Annotated in this window: 15 protein-coding genes; 7 read left to right on the forward strand and 8 right to left on the reverse strand. The window is 60.4% G+C overall.

What is annotated here, in order from left to right; genetic code table 11:
• The first annotated feature begins 12 nt into the window (after window positions 1-12).
• A complete protein-coding gene (locus HBO10_RS02345; RefSeq protein WP_003189458.1) occupies window positions 13-1,446 on the forward strand; it encodes a M48 family metalloprotease in 1,434 nt (477 codons plus the stop codon).
• A 68-nt stretch (window positions 1,447-1,514) separates the two neighbouring features.
• Here HBO10_RS02345 and HBO10_RS02350 read toward each other — a convergent pair whose 3' ends face one another.
• From HBO10_RS02350 to rpoE, 4 genes are all read right to left on the reverse strand, one after another.
• Window positions 1,515-2,951 (reverse strand): DegQ family serine endoprotease, encoded by a 1,437-nt coding sequence (locus tag HBO10_RS02350; RefSeq protein WP_014717365.1) that lies wholly within the window; start codon window positions 2,949-2,951, stop codon window positions 1,515-1,517.
• 234 nt (window positions 2,952-3,185) lie between these two features.
• Window positions 3,186-4,145 (reverse strand): MucB/RseB C-terminal domain-containing protein, encoded by a 960-nt coding sequence (locus tag HBO10_RS02355; protein ID WP_034126576.1) that lies wholly within the window; start codon window positions 4,143-4,145, stop codon window positions 3,186-3,188.
• A 16-nt stretch (window positions 4,146-4,161) separates the two neighbouring features.
• Entirely contained in the window at window positions 4,162-4,749 is a 588-nt protein-coding gene (locus HBO10_RS02360; protein ID WP_034126575.1) for an RseA family anti-sigma factor, read from the reverse strand.
• Window positions 4,750-4,781: 32 nt separating this feature from the next.
• Entirely contained in the window at window positions 4,782-5,363 is a 582-nt protein-coding gene (gene rpoE / locus HBO10_RS02365) for an RNA polymerase sigma factor RpoE (RefSeq protein WP_003172477.1), read from the reverse strand.
• Between the two features lie 460 nt (window positions 5,364-5,823).
• Between rpoE and nadB the strand changes: the two genes are divergently transcribed.
• On the forward strand, window positions 5,824-7,440 hold the full coding sequence (gene nadB / locus HBO10_RS02370; protein WP_057975663.1) for an L-aspartate oxidase: 1,617 nt from the start codon (window positions 5,824-5,826) through the stop codon (window positions 7,438-7,440).
• Here nadB and HBO10_RS02375 read toward each other — a convergent pair.
• Together HBO10_RS02375 and HBO10_RS02380 are read right to left on the reverse strand one after the other, a co-directional pair.
• On the reverse strand, window positions 7,409-7,855 hold the full coding sequence (locus HBO10_RS02375; RefSeq protein ID WP_034126566.1) for a protein YgfX: 447 nt from the start codon (window positions 7,853-7,855) through the stop codon (window positions 7,409-7,411). The two genes, nadB and HBO10_RS02375, sit on opposite strands and share 32 nt — an antisense overlap.
• A complete protein-coding gene (locus HBO10_RS02380) occupies window positions 7,839-8,093 on the reverse strand; it encodes a succinate dehydrogenase assembly factor 2 (RefSeq protein WP_003189444.1) in 255 nt (84 codons plus the stop codon). Before HBO10_RS02380 ends, HBO10_RS02375 begins: the two co-directional genes overlap by 17 nt.
• A gap of 140 nt (window positions 8,094-8,233) precedes the next feature.
• Between HBO10_RS02380 and HBO10_RS02385 the strand changes: the two genes are divergently transcribed.
• Window positions 8,234-9,175, forward strand: a complete 942-nt coding sequence (locus HBO10_RS02385; protein ID WP_034126565.1) for a folate-binding protein YgfZ — start codon at window positions 8,234-8,236, stop codon at window positions 9,173-9,175.
• A gap of 35 nt (window positions 9,176-9,210) precedes the next feature.
• Complete coding sequence (locus tag HBO10_RS02390; RefSeq protein WP_034126564.1) at window positions 9,211-10,032, forward strand: HDOD domain-containing protein; 822 nt, start codon at window positions 9,211-9,213, stop codon at window positions 10,030-10,032.
• Here HBO10_RS02390 and HBO10_RS02395 read toward each other — a convergent pair whose 3' ends face one another.
• Both HBO10_RS02395 and HBO10_RS02400 read right to left on the reverse strand, forming a co-directional pair.
• On the reverse strand, window positions 10,033-11,418 hold the full coding sequence (locus HBO10_RS02395; RefSeq protein ID WP_034126563.1) for a sensor histidine kinase: 1,386 nt from the start codon (window positions 11,416-11,418) through the stop codon (window positions 10,033-10,035).
• Window positions 11,411-12,082 (reverse strand): response regulator, encoded by a 672-nt coding sequence (locus HBO10_RS02400; RefSeq protein ID WP_014717358.1) that lies wholly within the window; start codon window positions 12,080-12,082, stop codon window positions 11,411-11,413. The genes HBO10_RS02395 and HBO10_RS02400 overlap by 8 nt, the downstream gene beginning before the upstream one ends.
• A 235-nt stretch (window positions 12,083-12,317) precedes the next feature.
• On the opposite strand from HBO10_RS02400, the gene HBO10_RS02405 reads away from it, so the two are divergent.
• The 3 genes from HBO10_RS02405 (at window position 12,318) to HBO10_RS02415 (ending at window position 15,234) form a co-directional block, all read left to right on the forward strand.
• Window positions 12,318-13,610 carry an OprD family porin gene (locus tag HBO10_RS02405; RefSeq protein ID WP_034126562.1) on the forward strand — a complete coding sequence of 431 codons (1,293 nt, stop codon included), beginning with the start codon at window positions 12,318-12,320 and terminating at the stop codon, window positions 13,608-13,610.
• A gap of 28 nt (window positions 13,611-13,638) precedes the next feature.
• The gene (locus HBO10_RS02410) at window positions 13,639-14,628 is read left to right on the forward strand and encodes a tripartite tricarboxylate transporter substrate binding protein (protein WP_161793218.1); all 990 of its coding nucleotides are present in this window, start codon (window positions 13,639-13,641) and stop codon (window positions 14,626-14,628) included.
• A 147-nt stretch (window positions 14,629-14,775) separates the two neighbouring features.
• Window positions 14,776-15,234 carry a tripartite tricarboxylate transporter TctB family protein gene (locus HBO10_RS02415; RefSeq protein ID WP_003189430.1) on the forward strand — a complete coding sequence of 153 codons (459 nt, stop codon included), beginning with the start codon at window positions 14,776-14,778 and terminating at the stop codon, window positions 15,232-15,234.

The raw sequence follows: 15,234 nt of genomic DNA on the forward strand, positions 1-15,234 counted from the left end.
AAGGCTTTGTGCATGACTTTTTTGCGCCCTACCCTGCTGACGCTGGCCTGCCTGCTGGCCTCCCCGGCCTTTGCTGACGACCTGCCGTCACTTGGTGACGCCAGCTCTGCCATAGTCTCGCCGCAACAGGAATACCAATTGGGCCGCGCCTGGCTGGCCTACCTGCGCGGCCAGGTTTCGCAACTCAATGATCCGCAACTCAAGGATTACGTTGAAACCAGCGTGTACAAGTTGGTGGAGACCAGCCAGGTCAATGACCGGCGCCTGGAATTCATCCTGATCAACAGCCCACAGCTCAACGCCTTTGCGGCTCCCGGTGGGATCGTCGGGGTCAACGGCGGCCTGTTTCTCAATGCACAGACCGAAGGTGAATACGCGTCGGTACTGGCCCACGAACTGGCGCACTTGTCCCAGCGTCACTTCGCCCGAGGCGTGGAAGCGCAATCACGCATGCAACTGCCGATGATGGCCGCCCTGCTTGGCGGCATTATCGCCGCCGCTGCGGGTGCCGGCGATGCCGGTATCGCCGCGATTGCCGGCTCACAAGCCGCCGCGATCCAGGAACAGCGCCGCTTCTCTCGCCAGAACGAGCAAGAGGCCGACCGCATCGGCATCCTCAACCTGGAGAAAGCCGGCTACGACCCGCGCTCCATGCCCACGATGTTCGAACGGCTGATGCGCCAATACCGCTTCGACGCCAAGCCACCGGAGTTCCTGCTGACTCACCCGGTAACCGAATCGCGTATCGCCGACACCCGCAACCGCGCCGAACAAGCCAAACCTGGCGGCAAGGAAGACAGCTTGCGCTATCAACTGATTCGCGCACGGGTGCAGCTCAAGTACGAAGACACACCTGGTCTGGCCGCCAAGCGCTTCCAGGCGCAGCTGGATGAGAACCCTAAAAATGACGTAGCGCGTTATGGCCTGGCCATCGCTCAGATCAAAGGTACTCAACTCAAGGAAGCGCGGGAAAGCCTGGCGCCGCTGTTGGCCAAGGCGCCCAACGACATTACCTACAACCTGGCCCAAATCGAACTGGACATCACCAGCAACCGCATGCCGGATGCGCAGCAACGTACCGACCGCATGCTCACCCAGTATCCCAGCAACTATCCGCTGAACCAGGTGCGGGTAGACCTGCTGCTTAAGCAGAACCGTACCGCCGATGCAGAAAAGGCGCTGGATGGGCTGCTCAAGTCGCGGCCGGACGATCCGGACGTGTGGTATCAGGTCGCCGAGACTCGCGGCTTGTCCGGCAATATCATTGGCCTGCATCAGGCTCGCGCCGAATATTTCGCATTGGTGGGGGATTTCCAGCAAGCCATCCAGCAATTGGACTTTGCCAAGCGGCGCGCCGGCAATAACTTCCCGTTGTCCTCACGCATCGACGCCCGTCAGCGCGAACTGATCGAACAAGAGCGTTTGGTGAAAGGCATGATGAGCTGAACCCGCCACCCACAAAAAAGCCCCGCTGCCGTTAACTGGCAGCGGGGCTTTTTTATAGGTCTAGCGGATTACTCGGCCAGTTTGAAGGTGATGAAGCTGGCACGGCCTTGACGCAGGACGCGCATCGACACCGAGCGATTCTTCGGCAACGCCTTGGCGATGTCGGCGAATTCCTTGGTGGTATCGATTGCCTGATTGTTCAAGTGGGTGATCACGTCACCCGGTTGAAGGCCGATCAAGGCGGCTGGGCCGTCCTGAACTTCCTTGATCACGACACCGCTTTGCAGGTCGAAGGTTTTCTTCTGCTCGGCGGTCAGTTCAACGACGGCGATACCCAGGCGGTTACTGCTGCGCTCGGCACCTGGCTTGGCGTTGCCCAGGGCGTCCAGGGTCGCGCCTTCTTCCGGAATTGCCCCAACGGTCAGTTCGACGTTCTGGCGCTTGCCGTCACGAATCACTTCCAGCTTGGCTTTGCCGCCGGCCTTGAGCGCGCCGACCAAGTGTGGCAAGTCCGCCGACATGATGATCGGCTGGCCGTTCATGCTCAGAATTACGTCACCGACTTTCAGGCCGCCTTTGGCCGCAGGGCCATTGTCCTGAATCTGCGCAACCAGGGCACCGGCCGGCTTGTCGAGACCGAAGGACTCAGCCAGGTCCTTGTTCACTTCCTGGATTACCACGCCCAACCAGCCGCGACTGACCTTGCCGCCGCTTTTGAGCTGATTGGAGACGTCCATGGCCACATCGATCGGGATCGCGAAGGACACGCCCATGAAGCCACCGGAGCGGGTGTAGATCTGCGAGTTGATCCCCACCACTTCGCCGGCCAGGTTGAACAGCGGGCCACCGGAGTTGCCCGGGTTGATCGGCACGTCGGTCTGGATGAACGGCACGTAGTTTTCGTTTGGCAGGCTGCGACCGATGGCGCTGACAATGCCTTGGGTAACGGTGTGGTCAAAGCCGAACGGCGAACCGATCGCGACCACCCACTGACCGGCCTTCAGATCTTGGGACTTGCCCAGTTTAAGCACCGGCAAGTCCTTGCCATCGATTTTGAGCAAAGCCACGTCGGAACGTGGATCGGTACCAATCAACTTGGCCTTGAGTTCACTGCGGTCGGCCAGGCGCACGAGAATCTCGTCGGCATCGGCAATCACGTGGTTGTTGGTGAGGATGTAGCCGTCAGGCGAAATGATGAAGCCGGAGCCCAGGGACTGGGCTTCGCGCTGACCACCGCCGCCACGAGGAGAGCGAGGTTGCGGCATCCCGCGTTCGAAGAACTCGCGCAACATGGGTGGCAAGCCTTCCAGGTCGGGCATCTGCTGGTTCGAGACTTTGCGATCCGGCAGCTTCTGCGTGGTACTGATGTTCACCACGGCAGGCGAGGCCTGCTCCACCAGTTGGGTGAAGTCAGGCAGCTCGACCGCTTGCGCAGGTAAGGCCTGGCCCAGCACCAGCACTGTGGCGACTATGGATAAGTAAGACTTCAAACGTGGTATCGACATACAGCTCCCGTTACGACGAGCAGGGTTAAGCGACAGGGTTCAATAAACGCCGAATACTGCGAGCGGCATTTTTGTTCCGCGAACAAACAAGGCCAGAGCCATCAAACCCTGACCTATAAAAAACATGGGAAGTTTTTGCAAGTGAAAATGCTGATCCAGAGATTTCATACGCCCAGCACCCAACGAAATTCGGGCCCAGATTGATAGACCAGGATGAACATAAGATTAACAACCTCAGGGCTTGGCGGCGGCCTTTTCACCACGCACCGACAACGCGATACGTTCAGCTGTGCCGATGGGAATTTCGCCCACCACCGTGACCATCATTTCGCCATCTACCGTATTCAAACGCCGGGATACTGCCACGGTCGGCCCAAGCTGAGCGCGGGTTTCATTCACATCAGCGCCGTTGGCTGACTCAAGAAACACCGAAAAACGCGCGAGCCCATCGTCATACATCAGGCTGTCGACGGTAGATTTCGTTTGGGCATCTTTGCGCGTAGCGCTGCTGATCTGTTGGAAACCAGGCGGTAGCCAGTCCAGATGCCACTTTTGCGTGGCAGACAGCTCAGGTGCTTTAGCGGCGGACATCGTTACCGGCGAACAGTCGCCGCTGGGCTGCAAGTCCTGGTCAGAAGGAATGGCCGAAGCATCCAGACGTGTGAACTGAAAACGCTCCAACAACTGCCCTTGGTCATTCAGCAGCAAGGATTTAAGCGGCAGCGCAGTTTCACGGTCCAGGTGTAATTCAAACCCATAACGGTAGGGATCACGCGGGCTGATCGACACAATCACCGCATGACGACCGGCCACCCGCGATTTGCCAATAACGGCCAGGTCATATAATGAAGTGAGTTTTTTTGGATCAAGAATACGCGAGGGTGCCTCCGGTGACTGACCGAGACCAGCCGCCAACGTGCCACTGACACATTGTGCCCGACCATCAACCCTGACCGCTTCCTGGGCGGAGCCGTCAAGTTGCAACAAGCGTTCACGGACATGACCATTCTGGACACGGTGCCAGATGTCATGGGTAGAAAAACTGCCGTTACGTTCGTAGACAAACGTACCTTCAAAACTTTGCTGCTGCTCTGCACGCCCAAGTCGAGTCAGCCAGTCTTGGGCTTCATCGGCATGGGCGGATAGTGCAAACCAACTACTGAGCAAAAGCGTAAGGAGCAGTATGGCGCGCATAGGGCTCCTTAGCGAATCAGCGGTTTTCCTGGCTTGCTGCACGAGCGTATGGCAGAGCGCTGTCAGTGCCTTTGGCAGCCGATTCCTGCGCATGTTGACGCAGGTAGCCTGGAAGGCGCTGATCCTGCCAGCCGGATTGCCCCTGAAGTACACCATTAGCCATAGGGCCGGTGGTATCAGTGCTTTCCTTGTAGCCAGCCAGCACGGCCGGACCTTTGACTTGCGGACCGGCCATGACCGGTTGCTGAGTCTGTTGGGCCAGCTCGTTGCCTGCGATCTCGTCCTGGTTGTACAGGCGAACACCTGCCAACACAGCAACGGTCACCGAAGCGGCCACTGCCAGACGACCCAGGCTGCGCCACGGACCACGCGAGGCTTTTGCCGGAACGGCTTCATCAGCCAGTGCAGCAGAAACGGCCGCAGCAATATCCAGACGAGGGATTAGGAGATCCTTGTGCATCACCGCCCGAGCGACTTGGTAACGAGACCAGGTATCACGGGTTTCGGCGTCATCAAATGCGTTGAGCACTCGACGAAGTTCCAGTTCATCCGCTTCGTTATCCATCACTGCGGACAGCGATTCCTGCAGGGCATCACGACTCATGGCGGTTCCTCTCTTGGCTGTCGCCGCTGTCTTTAGTTTTCCTGCAACAACGGTTGCAAGGCTTTGTCGATGGCTTCCCGGGCCCGGAAAATCCGCGACCTCACAGTCCCCACCGGACATTGCATGACGCTCGCAATGTCTTCGTAACTCAGACCATCGAATTCACGTAAAGTTAACGCCGTACGCAAATCTTCTGGCAGTTGCTGAATAGTGCGATGGACGGTGCCTTCGATCTCGTCGCGCAGCAATGCACGCTCCGGCGACTCGAGATCTTTGAGGCCGTGATCACCATCGTAGAATTCAGCATCTTCTGAACTGACATCACTGTCTGGTGGGCGGCGACCGCGTGACACCAGATAGTTTTTCGCCGTGTTGATGGCGATGCGGTATAGCCACGTGTAAAACGCACTGTCACCGCGGAAATTTCCAAGTGCACGGTAAGCCTTGATAAAGGCTTCCTGCGCAACGTCCTGCGCTTCATGGGTGTCGTGCACAAACCGCACGATCAACCCGAGAATTTTGTGCTGGTATTTCAGCACTAGCAGATCAAATGCTCGCTTATCACCGCGCTGTACGCGCTCGACCAGCTGCTGATCCTCTTCCTGGGTTAGCATGAACACTCCTCGTTGTACTTGAAGGAGGCTTGCATAACTAAACGATCAGGCTTGCAAACATAGACTCGGGCTTTTCGCAAAAGTTCTCCCCCTTCAAGCAAGTTTCCGGCATGCACTGATTTGGCACACACGAAAAACGCAGCACGGTCGGTGCCGGCTGCGCGAATAATCTTGTCGCCGGTTTCGTGACGCGTCCAATGCTCCCGACGGGCCAATAAACTCAACGTTTTTCCAGCTTTCGGGCAACCTGCTATTGAGTCGGGGCTTATGCAAAAAGTTCCCGTCCCGCCAACCGGCCGTTTCCCAAAGCTGCGCAGCATAATCTCACAATGCCACGAAGGCGTGGCTATTGTGCCGCTCCACCCCTCTATATACTAGTGGCCCGTGTGACCCTTTGATTCGCCGATCCAGGCGTCCTGTTTGCGCCCCCCTTTGGATCGCTTTTTGCGGAATCCGTCAAATGAGCCAACAGTTTCAACACGATGTCCTCGTAATCGGCAGCGGCGCCGCCGGCTTGAGCCTGGCCCTGACCCTGCCCAGCCATTTGCGTATAGCGGTTTTGAGCAAAGGCGACCTGGCCAACGGCTCGACCTTCTGGGCTCAGGGCGGCGTTGCTGCGGTGCTGGACGACACAGACACCGTGCAATCCCACGTCGAAGACACCCTTAACGCCGGCGGTGGCCTGTGCAACGAAGACGCCGTGCGCTTCACCGTCGAGCACAGCCGGGAAGCCATCCAATGGTTGATCGACCAAGGTGTACCCTTCACCCGCGATGAACATGCCGGCAGCGACGACGGTGGCTTTGAGTTCCACCTGACCCGCGAAGGCGGCCACAGCCATCGCCGAATCATTCACGCTGCCGATGCCACCGGGGCCGCGATTTTCAAGACCCTGCTCGACCAGGCCCGCCAACGTCCAAATATCCAATTGCTGGAGCAGCGCGTCGCCGTCGACCTGATCACCGAAAAACGCTTGGGCCTGCCGGGCGAACGCTGCCTGGGCGCCTACGTACTCAACCGCACCAGCGGTGAAGTCGATACCTACGGCGCACGCTTCACCATTCTCGCCTCGGGCGGCGCCGCCAAGGTCTACCTCTATACCAGCAACCCCGACGGTGCCTGCGGCGACGGCATTGCGATGGCCTGGCGCTCGGGCTGCCGGGTCGCCAACCTGGAGTTCAACCAATTCCACCCCACGTGCCTGTATCACCCGCAGGCCAAGAGCTTCCTGATCACCGAAGCCCTGCGCGGCGAAGGCGCACATTTGAAGCTGCCCAATGGCGAACGCTTCATGCAGCGCTTCGACCCACGCGCCGAACTGGCACCACGCGATATCGTCGCCCGCGCCATCGACCACGAAATGAAGCGCCTGGGTATCGACTGCGTGTACCTGGACATCAGCCACAAGCCCGAAGCCTTCATCAAGACCCACTTCCCGACCGTCTACGAACGCTGCCTGACCTTCAATATCGACATCACCAAGGGCCCGATCCCCGTGGTACCGGCCGCGCACTACACCTGCGGTGGCGTGATGGTCGATCAGCATGGCCGCACCGACGTGCCGGGCCTGTATGCCATCGGCGAAACCAGCTTCACCGGCCTGCACGGCGCTAACCGCATGGCCAGCAATTCATTGCTTGAATGCTTCGTGTATGCGCGCTCGGCGGCAGCGGACATTCTTGAGCAACTGGCGCGCATCCCGGTACCGGCCGCCCTGCCCCGCTGGGACGCGAGCCAGGTCACCGATTCGGACGAGGATGTGATCATCGCCCACAACTGGGACGAGCTGCGGCGCTTCATGTGGGACTATGTGGGCATCGTGCGCACCAACAAACGCCTGCAACGGGCGCAACATCGGGTGCGCTTGCTGCTGGATGAGATCGACGAGTTCTACAGCAATTATAAGGTCAGCCGCGACTTGATCGAGTTGCGCAACCTGGCCCAAGTGGCCGAGCTGATGATCCGGTCGGCCATGGAGCGCAAGGAAAGCCGCGGCCTGCATTACACCCTCGACTACCCACAGATGCTGCCCGAAGCCCGGGACACTATCCTGGTGCCAACCACCTACGGCGGCTGAACTTCAGGCGTACCCGCAGGCGCCGGTGCACATCGGCGGCCTGCGCATCCTTTGCCACGCAGATGGACCGCACTCGCCGTTCACCCTGCACTCGGTAACGCAACACCACGATCAGCGGCAACGCCAGGCTGTCGGGCCGCAGCTGCACTGGGTGCCACCCGCGTGCGGCGCTCCATAATTGCCAACCATCGTCGTCACGGCGCAGGCCACGAATCGACGAACGGTGAGTGAGTAGGATTTGCCGCGGCAATACCCAGGCACAATGAGCCAGGCATAGCAGGATGCCAAGGCTTGAATAAGGCAGGTCGAGAGCCAGCAGGCTGCCCAGTGCGACCAGCTGGGCAAGCACATAGGCCGCCAGCAACAGCCGCGAGGCCTGCCAGCGGCATTCGAAACGATTACTTGGGCTGGACACGATCCAGGATCATCCGAACCATGCGCTGCAGCTCCGGGTCTTCGGATTCGGCGCGCTCCATGAACCAGCCAAACATGTCCTGGTCTTCGCACTCGAGCAACCTGACGTAGAGGTCGCGGTCCACCTGATTGAGCGTCGCGTACACCTCTTTGGTGAAAGGCACCAGCAACACATCCAGCTCCAGCATGCCGCGACGGCTGTGCCAGTAGAGGCGATTGATTTCTACATCTTCGACCATGGAGCCCTCCTAAAATAGAGCGCAAGTATACAGCCCCGACGACACTGGAACAGTCGGCTTTGGTCGCCCTATATGGAAACTATGCATTTGCCGGACGCCCCTCTATGATGCACCCATGACTTTTTGACCTGCGATGACCCATGGCTGACTCCGCTTTTTTCTGCTCCCTGTCCCACGAAGGCGTTCTCGCCGTCCGCGGCTCTGATGCTGCCAAGTTCCTGCAGGGCCAACTGACCTGCAACCTCAATTACCTGAGTGATACCCAGGCCAGCCTGGGCGCGCGCTGCACGCAAAAAGGCCGGATGCAGTCGAGCTTCCGCATCCTGCTGCAGGGTGATGGCGTGCTCCTGGCCATGGCCACCGAGTTGCTTGACCCGCAGTTGGCGGATTTGAAAAAGTACGCGGTGTTCTCCAAATCCAAGCTCACCGACGAAAGCGCTGCCTGGGCGCGCTTCGGCCTGGCGAACGCAGACGCGGCCCTGAGCGCCCTGGGCCTCGCGCTGCCGGTCGAGACCGATAGCGTGGCGCGCAACGAGGCATCGATTGCCGTCCGCGTTTCCCCGGGCCGGGCCGAACTCTGGGTACCTGCCGAACACGCCGACGCCGTGCGCAGCCAATTGGCCGCGCAGTTGCAACAGGCTGACTTGAATGCCTGGTTGCTTGGTCAGATCCGTGCCGGTATCGGCCAGGTGATGCCCCAGACGCGCGAGCTGTTCATTCCGCAGATGCTCAACCTGCAGGCTGTGGGCGGCGTCAGCTTCAAGAAAGGCTGCTACACCGGCCAGGAAATCGTCGCGCGCATGCAGTACCTGGGCAAACTCAAGCGGCGCCTGTATCGCCTGAGCCTGGAGGCCAACGAGCTTCCCGAGCCAGGCACTCCGTTATTTTCCCCGAGCCATAACAGCGCGATCGGCGAAGTGGTCATCGCAGCAAAAGCCGACCAGTCGATTGAACTTCTCGCCGTGCTGCAAGCCGAAGCTGCCGACAGTGGCGACGTGCGCTTGGGCGCCCTGGAGGGCCCGGGCTTGAATCTGCTTGACCTACCCTACCAACTGGACCGTGACCGCGAGATCCAGCGTTAATCGCCGTACTTTTTGCAGCACCCTAGAGAGCATGAATGAACAAGCTGGCGGAAAAAGTCCAACAAGCGTTGGTAACGGCCATCGACAACGATGACCTGGTTCTGCCGACATTGCCGGAGGTGGCCCTGAAAATTCGCCAGGCCGCCGAAGACCCGGACATCAGCATCAGCCACCTGAGCAAAGTGATCAGTCGTGACACGGCCCTGTCGGCGCGCCTGATCAAAGTGGTCAACAGCCCGCTGCTACGGGCCAGCCAGGAAGTCACCGACCTGCACACCGCCATCACCCGGCTCGGTACCAACTACAGCAGCAACCTGGCTATCGGCCTGGTGATGGAGCAGATCTTCCACGCCCGCTCAGAGGTGGTCGAACAGAAAATGCGCGACGTGTGGCGCCGCAGCCTGGAGGTGGCGGGCGTGAGCTACGCCTTGTGCCGTCGCCACAGCCAGCTCAAGCCAGACCAGGCGGCCCTGGGTGGCTTGGTGCATCAGATAGGCGTGCTGCCGATCCTCACGTATGCCGAGGATCACTATGAGCTGCTGGCCGACCCCGTCAGCCTCAACCACGTCATCGACAGCATCCACCCGGTGCTGGGGGACAAGCTGCTGCGGGTCTGGGACTTCCCTGAGATGCTGGTGAACGTGCCGGGCCAATACCTGGACCTGACACGCGACTCTGCAAGCCTGGACTACGTCGACCTGGTGCAGGTCGCCGCGCTGTACTGCCACCGCGGCACCGACCACCCCCTGGGAACCGTGCCGATTACCGCCTTGCCGGCCCTCATGAAGCTGCGCATAGACCTGCACAGCGACGCCCTGCGCAGCGAACTGGACGAAGCGCGGTCGATGTTTTACTGATCAACCCGCGATAAAACTCACGCGCACCTTAAGCCCCGCCAGCTCGCCATCATGCAAGCTGATCTGCGCCAGGTGCGCACGGCAAATCTCCCCGACAATCGCCAGCCCCAAGCCCGACCCCATGCCCTGCTGGCTGCGTCGATAAAAGCGTTCGAACACCCGGTCCCGCTCATCCAGTGGGATGCCAGGGCCGTCATCCTCGACTTCCAGCACCGCCGGGGCCGTCACTCGCAAAATCACATTGCCGCCAGGCGGGGTATGGGCCAAGGCGTTATCCACCAGGTTGCTGAGCAGCTCATTCAACAGCGTTGGTTCGCCGCGCAGCCATACCGGCTCGTCGGCCTCCAGTGCCAGGGCCACGCCCCGCGCGTGGGCCAGCGGCGCCATGGCCATACCGAGCTCACGGGCCAATTGGCTTAAATCGAGCAGTTGCGCACCGCCTTCGGCAATGGCGCGGGCACCGTTTTCGATGCGGGCCAGGGACAACAATTGATTCGCCAGGTGCGTCAGGCGGTCGGTGCCCTGGGCGGCCGTTTCCAGGGTGCTGCGCCAGGTGGCCGGTTCTTCGGCACGCAGGCCCAGTTCCAGCCTGGCCTTGAGCGCCGCCAGGGGCGTGCGCAGCTCGTGGGCAGCGTCGGCAATAAACTGCGCCTGGCGCTCGAACTGCCCGCGCAAACGTTCGGTGAAATGGTTGAGCGAGCGCACCAGTGGGCCGAACTCATCCTGAACCTCCACTAATGGCAGAGGCCGCAGGTCATCAGGCTGGCGCTCTTCCACCGCCGTACGCAGGCGTTCCAGCGGGCGCAGTGCGGCGCTCACCGCGAACCACACCAGCAATAACGCACCGATGGCGAGCATGCCCAGACGCAGCAGTGTATCGGCCATCAGGCTGCGGGCCATGGCCACCCGGGCTTCGTCGGTCTCCGCAACACGAATTTCGGCCATGCCGTTCATGTCCGGTTCCGAGACGGCCTTGAGCAGGCTCACCACGCGCACATGCTGGCCCAGGTACATGGCGTTATAGAACCGCGCCAAGGCTGGATAATCGTCGGTGCGGGGCGTGCCGGGCGGCGGGCCAGGCAGGTTTTCGTAACCGGAAATCAGTTTCTGATCAATATCATTGACCTGGTAATAAATGCGCCCGGCACTGTCGTAGGCAAAAGTGTCCAAGGCCACATAGGGCACATTGGCGCTGAGGGTGCCGTCCACCTGGGTCAAGCCGGCGGCAATGGTGCGTGCCGAGGCCAGCAGCGTGCGGTCATAAGCGGTGTCGGCGGCTTCGCGACCGTTCCAATAAGCGCTCATGCCGCTGGCGAGCATCAACAACACCAGCAATAACGCAAGGTTGCACAGCAAGCGCCAGCGCAGGCTGCTGGGCTTATGCATCACGGGCTTCCAGCAGATAGCCAAGGCCGCGGAAGGTGACGATGGCGATGGGTTGGCCATCGAGCTTCTTGCGCAGGCGATGCACGTAGATTTCGATGGCGTCGGGACTGGCCTCCTCGTCCAGGCCGAATACCTGGGACGCCAATTGTTCCTTGCTCATCACGCGCCCCGGCCGGGCGATCAACGCTTCGAGCACCGCTTGTTCTCGGGAGGTCAAGGTCATCAGCTCGCCTGCGACCGTGAAGCGCCGGGTGTCGAGGTCGTACACCAGCACACCGCAGGTTTGCTGACGCTCGCCGCCCAGCACGCTGCGCCGCAACAGTGCCTTGACCCGTGCTTCGAGTTCCGTGAGTTCAAACGGTTTGGCCAGGTAGTCATCGGCGCCCAGGTTCAGGCCGTGCACGCGGTCTTTTACATCACTGCGAGCAGTCAGCATCAGCACCGGCAGGTTTTTTCCACGTGCCCGCAAACGTGCGAGCACCTCGAAACCATCCAGGCGCGGCAACCCTACGTCCAGGATCACCGCGGCGTATTCCTCGCTGCTCAAGGCCAGGTCCGCCGCCACGCCGTCATGCAACACATCAACGGTCAAACCCATGCTCTTGAGCGCTTGGGCCACGCTTTCGGCGAGCTGCAAATGGTCTTCAACCAGGAGGACACGCATGGATTTCTACCTCGTTCAGGGGTGGTCGACGCCACGCTTTGCCCGGCAGTTTACAGCCGCAACCTGGCCTGTGAAGCCCGAAAACATTGAAAGGCGATTGAAAGGTTAGTGAAAGCTTCGCCCTTTAGCATCCAACCACGGTGGTCTATGCCCGCCGAGTTGCCTGACCCGTAGCGCCCGAAAAACGCCTCGAAGCGTTTTCGCCAGAATAAGAACAATAACGGAGTACACCACGATGCTGTCGACCCAGCCACAGGCTTGCCCGCCTGTTCGTTCTTCCCGCCTGGCCCACACCGCCCTCGCCAGTGCCGCTGCCCTTGCCGGCTTTTCGCCGCTCAGCCAGGCTGCCTTCTTCGAAGACAGTAGCGCGACCCTGGAAACCCGCAACATGTACTTCAACCGCGACTTTCGCGACGGTACCAGTGCCCAGCAATCCAAGCGCGACGAATGGGCCCAGGGCTTCATGCTCAACGTGCAATCGGGCTACACCGACGGCACCGTCGGCTTTGGCGTGGATGCGCTGGGCATGCTCGGCGTCAAGCTCGACTCCAGCCCCGACCGCACCGGCACCGGCCTGCTGCCGACCCACGATGACGGCCGCGCCGCCAACGAGTACTCCAAGCTGGGCCTGACCGGTAAAGTGAAAATCTCCGCCACCGAGCTGAAGATCGGCTCGCTGATCCCCGAACTGCCGATCCTCAAGCCCAACGACGGGCGCATCCTGCCGCAGACCTTCAACGGTGGCTTGATCACCTCCAAGGAACTCAAGAACCTGGTATTCATTGGTGGTCGCCTGGACAAAGCCAAGGACCGCGACGACACCAACTACGAAGACATTGCCCTCAATAACAAGAACAGCCGCTTCCTCAGCGGTGCCACCGGCAAGCACTTCAACTTCGGTGGCGTCGACTACAAGTTCGCCGACAAGATCACCGGCAGCTATCACTTCGCCCAACTCGACGACGTGTATCGCCAACACTTCCTCGGCATGGTCGCCTCACGCCCGATGGGCCCTGGCACTTTCGCCGCCGACCTGCGACTGGCAATCAGCGATGACACCGGCTCGGCCCGCGGCGGCAATATCGACAACACGTCCCTCAACGGCCTGTTCAGCTATGCCCTCAATGGCCATAAGCTCAGCGCCGGCTACCAGCACATGTCCGGCGACAGCGCCTTCCCGTATGTGGATGGCAGCGACCCGTACCTGGTCAACTTCGTGCAGATCAACGATTTTGCCGGCGCCGAAGAACGCTCCTGGCAGGCACGCTACGACTACGACTTTGCCAAGCTGGGCATTCCTGGCTTGAGTTTCATGAGCCGTTACCTCTCGGGTGACAACATCAAGCTCAAGAACGGCGAGACCGGCAAGGAGTGGGAACGCAACAGCGAGATCAAGTACGTGGTGCAAAGCGGCACGTTCAAAGATGTGGCCGTGCGCCTGCGTAACGCCACCTATCGTTCCAACTATTCGGCCCGTGACGCAGATGAAATGCGCTTGCTGGTCAGCTACAGCGTCGCACTTTGGTAGTAACCCCCTCATAACAAAAACGATGGAGATCACCATGACCCTTTCACTGCGTAAATTTGCCCTCGCCGCTGGCTGCATGCTGTTCGCCGGCCAACTGCTGGCCGCCGACGAACCCAAGCGTCCGGAATGCATCGCCCCGGCCTCCCCAGGCGGCGGTTTTGACCTGACTTGCAAACTGGCGCAAAGCGCGCTGGTGAACCAAAAGCTGCTGACCAAGCCGATGCGTGTGACCTACATGCCAGGCGGCGTGGGCGCGGTAGCCTACAACGCGGTCGTCGCCCAGCGCCCTGCGGATGCGGGCACGTTGGTCGCCTGGTCGAGCGGTTCGCTGCTGAACCTGGCCCAGGGCAAGTTCGGCCGTTTTGATGAAAGCGCCGTGCGCTGGTTGGCGGCAGTGGGCACCAGCTATGGCGCCATCGCGGTGAAAAGCGACTCGCCCTACAAGACCCTCGACGACCTGGTCAAAGCCCTGAAGAAAGACCCGGGCAGCGTGGTGATCGGCTCCGGCGGCACCGTCGGCAGCCAGGACTGGATGCAAACCGCACTGATCGCCAAGGCCGCCGGGATCAACCCGCGCGAACTGCGTTACGTCGCACTTGAGGGTGGCGGTGAAATCGCTACGGCTCTGCTGGGGGGGCATATCCAGGTGGGCAGTACCGACATCTCCGACTCCATGCCGCATATCCAGAGCGGCGATATGCGCCTGCTGGCGGTGTTCTCCGAGCAACGCCTGGATGAGCCGGAAATGAAGGATATCCCGACCGCCAAAGAGCAAGGCTACGACATCGTCTGGCCGGTGGTGCGTGGCTTCTACCTGGGGCCAAAGGTCAGCGATGCCGACTACGCCTGGTGGAAAGACGCCTTCGACAAACTGCTGGCTTCCGAGGAGTTCGCCAAGCTGCGTGACCAGCGCGAGCTGTTCCCGTTCGCCATGACGGGCCAGGAGCTGGACACCTACGTGAAGAAACAGGTGGCTGACTACAAAGTGCTGGCCAAAGAGTTCGGCCTGATCCAGTAATCGCCCCTCTTTTGTGTAATGCCCCTGTAGGAGCGAGCGTACTCGCGAAGAACCCAAGGACATCCACGTGCGTCCAGAGAGCACGCGTTATCGTTGACGTTTTTCGCGAGCAAGCTCGCTCCTACAAGAGGGGCCTTGGAGTTTTCTATGCTCTTACAACGCATTTTCGCTGCCGTGCTATTGCTGGCCTGTATCGGCCTCGCGCTGATGGCCTGGCCGTATCAGGCGGCTTTTTCCTACGAACCCGTAGGGCCAAGAGCCTTCCCCCTGCTGTTGCTCGGGCTGATGGGCCTGGCGCTCATCTACATGATGATTCGCCCGCAGGCGACCAAACACACTGACGATGAACCCGCGCTGGATCAACCCACGTTGATCAAGATCGGCATCTGTGTGGCCCTGCTGCTGGTGTTTGCCGGCACATTCGAATCCTTGGGTTTCATTCTCAGCAGCATGCTGATCGGTATTCCGATGGCACGGCTGTACGGCGGCCGCTGGTTGCCCAGCGTGGTGATCATCACCTTGATGAGCGTCGGTCTTTATCTGCTGTTCGATAAAACCATGGACGTACCGTTGCCCCTCGGCCTGCTCGACGTTCTGGAGAACTGA

The sequence above is a fragment of the Pseudomonas sp. WS 5503 genome (assembly GCF_012985385.1).
GTDB classification, from domain to species: Bacteria; Pseudomonadota; Gammaproteobacteria; order Pseudomonadales; family Pseudomonadaceae; genus Aquipseudomonas; species Aquipseudomonas paracarnis.